Annotated in this window: 2 protein-coding genes; both read right to left on the reverse strand. The window is 38.6% G+C overall.

Annotated features, from left to right (window positions below):
* Window positions 1-51 precede the first annotated feature (51 nt).
* Window positions 52-3,009: a DUF3427 domain-containing protein gene (locus tag ACI4L0_RS06310; protein ID WP_439799322.1), complete on the reverse strand. Its 2,958-nt coding sequence runs from the start codon at window positions 3,007-3,009 to the stop codon at window positions 52-54.
* Window positions 3,010-3,018: 9 nt separating this feature from the next.
* Window positions 3,019-3,333 (reverse strand): hypothetical protein (locus tag ACI4L0_RS06315; RefSeq protein ID WP_439799323.1); only part of this gene is annotated, 315 nt, incomplete at its 5' end.

Raw genomic sequence — 3,333 nt, forward strand, 5'->3', positions numbered from 1 at the left:
GAGTAACCGGATTTTCTCTCAGGATTATGGCTGCGCTGACGGTGATTTGTTTCATAATTCAATCTCCGGATTATTTTTCCCAAGCATATCAGTCCTCGTTGTAAAATCCAAATATAATTCATCAGGCACAGGATTTTCAAGGGCAAAATGAATTGTAATAGGTTTGTTGCCTTCAGCAGTATCAGAAAAAGGCACGACTTTTCCAAGATAAACAAAAGGCTGAGTTACACCTTCTACCTCTTCAAATTTACGGACAAAAAGATGCAGGTTTATTCCCCGCTTGTAACTAAAAATAATGTTCTGTCCTACTTCCGAATCCTGCATTGTGCTGTTCGGTGACTGCCACTGAAAAACTCCAGGCGTAATGAATTTATCTTTGTAGTTTATAGACTCTTTGATGTTGGCATTTTTATGAAGATTTACAAAAATAAAATAATCCGGTTTTGCAGAAGTCAGAAGTCCCTGACCGCGGAACGAAGAATGAATCTTCTTGTAATTGCACAAAAGTGCCGTGTCACGCATTGAATATTCATAATACAGCTTTAAGAACGGAAATCCATAATCGGCACTGCCAAATTCGTTCTGATAGCGAAGAAGATTATATTGAATCAAATCTTCGAACCAAGTACAGCAACTTTCTTCGTTTTTCAGAGCGGATTTTACTTCACTGCTAAATGAAACTGACTTACCGTCAAAAGAAAGAAGTGCCTTTTCAAATCTTTTAAGTTCTGATGAATCAAAATATTTTCCGCTCAAAGTTTCTGCTGCATGAATAAGATTTTCAGCATGAACTTCATCAAGAAACTTATGGGCTTTATTTATCAAATCATCGATTTTTACCGAATAATTTTCAGCATTCAATAATTCATTTGCAATCAGCCATTCTTCAATTCGTTTTGCAGGCGTATAAAAAGTGAACAGACGCATGAGCTGCTTAAACGCTTCGTTTTCCAAGAGAACAGAAAGTTCAGGGTGAGTCTCTTTTTCCATAAAAGCGGCAAACTCAAGATAGGTCTTGTAATTCGTATTGAACGAAGAAAAACGCAGTGGGTCAACACTTCCGTCATGCTTTAAATAATCAATCAGCATAGGAATTTTTCCGCCACAAACGTGTTTAAAATTCAAGTAGGATTCCTTCATATACTTCATTGACATAAAGCGCTCATTTTCAAGCTGATGAAGAATCTGCTGCTTTGTAATTTTGTCCATGTGGATGTAAGTTCCGTTTGGCAAATCGGCAAAATCTGTTTCTACTTCAACTTTTAGCGAATCCTTGTCAAAGTTCTGCTTACCGTTCAAAGCAATCGCCATCAAAAATGACTTGTTGTAGTTTCCGATAAAATCAAGAACCGTAACGAATTCTTTATCCGCAAGTTTACGCAATCCTCGTCCAAGCTGCTGAATAAATATAATAGAAGACTCCGTCGGGCGGAGCATTAAAATCGTGTTTACGGACGGAATATCAATTCCTTCGTTGAACAGGTCAACCGTAAAAATCACCTTAAGTTCGTCATCATCGTTTTCAAGACGTTTTGTAAAAGCAATTCGCTCGTCAATGCTCTTGTTGTCTTCACTAGAAAGAGCTACGGCAGGAATTCCACGTGCACAAAATTCAGTTGCCATAAATTTTGCGTGTTTTATGTTCTGACAAAATCCCAGAGCTTTTGTTTTTTCACCGTCGTGACCGTAAAATTTCATTTTTTCTATTATGTAATCAACTCGGTGGCTTACCATCAGCATTCTGGCAATTTCTTCGGTATATTCAGATGTGCCAGGTTCCGCTTTGATTTTTGTGTAGTCAATCCCTTCGGCATCAGTAATTCCAAAATAATGAAAAGGGCAAATCAGATTGTATTCAAGTGCCTGCCTCAGACGGATTTCTACAGCAATGTTGTTGTCAAAAAGCGCGTAAATGTCGCCGCTGTCACTGCGTTCAGGAGTAGCCGTCAGACCTAGAAGAAAATCAGGCTTAAAATACGAGATGATTTTCTGATAACTTTCGCTTGAAGCGTGGTGCGCTTCATCGATTACGATGTAGTCAAAAGTGTCAGGAGCAAACTCAGTAAAATGCCGGCTCATCGTGTCGCGAGTTGCAAAAAGATAAGTGCAATTTTCGTCTTTTTGATTTCCTGTATAAAAACCGGAAACATAATTTTTTCCAACCGCTCCGCATATAGTGTCAAAAGATTCTTTTGCCTTTTTTAATATGTCCTCACGGTGAACGATAAAAAGCAGCCGTTTTGGATTTACTTGAAGAGCATCAAAAACAGACATATACGTTTTTCCGCTTCCAGTTGCAGCAATTGCAAGTGCTCTTTTTGCGCCGGTTTTTCGAAGCCTATCAAGTTTTACGATTGCTTCCTGCTGCATTTCGTTCGGCTGGATTGCCTGAGCTCTCTCGTAAGTAAAAAGCTCATTGACTTTTTTAGCCTGAACATCCTTTTTAATCCGCGCAAGATAGTCACGGTATGAAATTAAAAAATCATCAGAATATTCTTTTGCCCACGGACTTTCCCAAAGCTGCTCAAATTCTTTCAGAACCGTTTTTGCAAAAATACCCGGCTCCTGTAGATTTTCGACTGGCTCGTTCTGAAGGACATTCCATTCGACATTTGTTTTAAGAGCACGACCGGTGATGTTTGAAGAACCGATTATTACAGTCCACAGGTCATTGCTTTTACTGTCATTTGATTTATGAAAAAGATAGCCTTTTGCATGGAAGCCGTCGTTCTGAGTCGGCGGAACATAAATCTTAAGCTTGATGTTTGGAAATTCAGAAAGACGCTTTAAAACTTGTGGAGTCGTCATGTTCTGATAGGTAGTCGTTAAAATCTCGCCAGAAATACCGCGCTCAGAAAGTACCTGCAAAGTTTCAAGCAAAACCTGAAGCCCGCCAAAAGTAATAAATGCCACACTGATTTTGAATTCACTGCACTGCTCTAAGTTTTCAACCAGCGTATTAAAAAAACTGCGAGTACGACCGTTATAGATGAACTGAGTTGACTCCATGTGGATACCTTAAATTTCAAAAACCTTTTTGAATGCTTTCAAATGTTGTTGTGAATAGTTTTTTAACGTTGAAATCTGACAGGTGTGCCTTATAGAGAACTCTTTACATAATTGCACGGTGTTTGATATTTTCATACGAACAGAACCATTCTCCAAATCCGGGCATTCTTTCATTATTGAACTGACAGCATTAACAAGAGAACTGCTAGAATCCACAAAATCTCTCTTAAAAACTTCGCAAACCACGATACATTCCTTATCTGTCCATTTATGACCCATTTTTTTTCCTAAATGCATCACTTTAAACGGTCGTTTTTGGTGACG

This window comes from Treponema sp. (genome assembly GCF_051883275.1).
Classification (GTDB): Bacteria; Spirochaetota; Spirochaetia; order Treponematales; family Treponemataceae; genus Treponema_D.

Bases quoted from the DNA above. Each gene is read 5' to 3' on its own strand.
- ACI4L0_RS06310 (WP_439799322.1), bottom strand. From the start codon at position 3,009: ATGGAGTCAACTCAGTTCATCTATAACGGTCGTACTCGCAGTTTTTTT.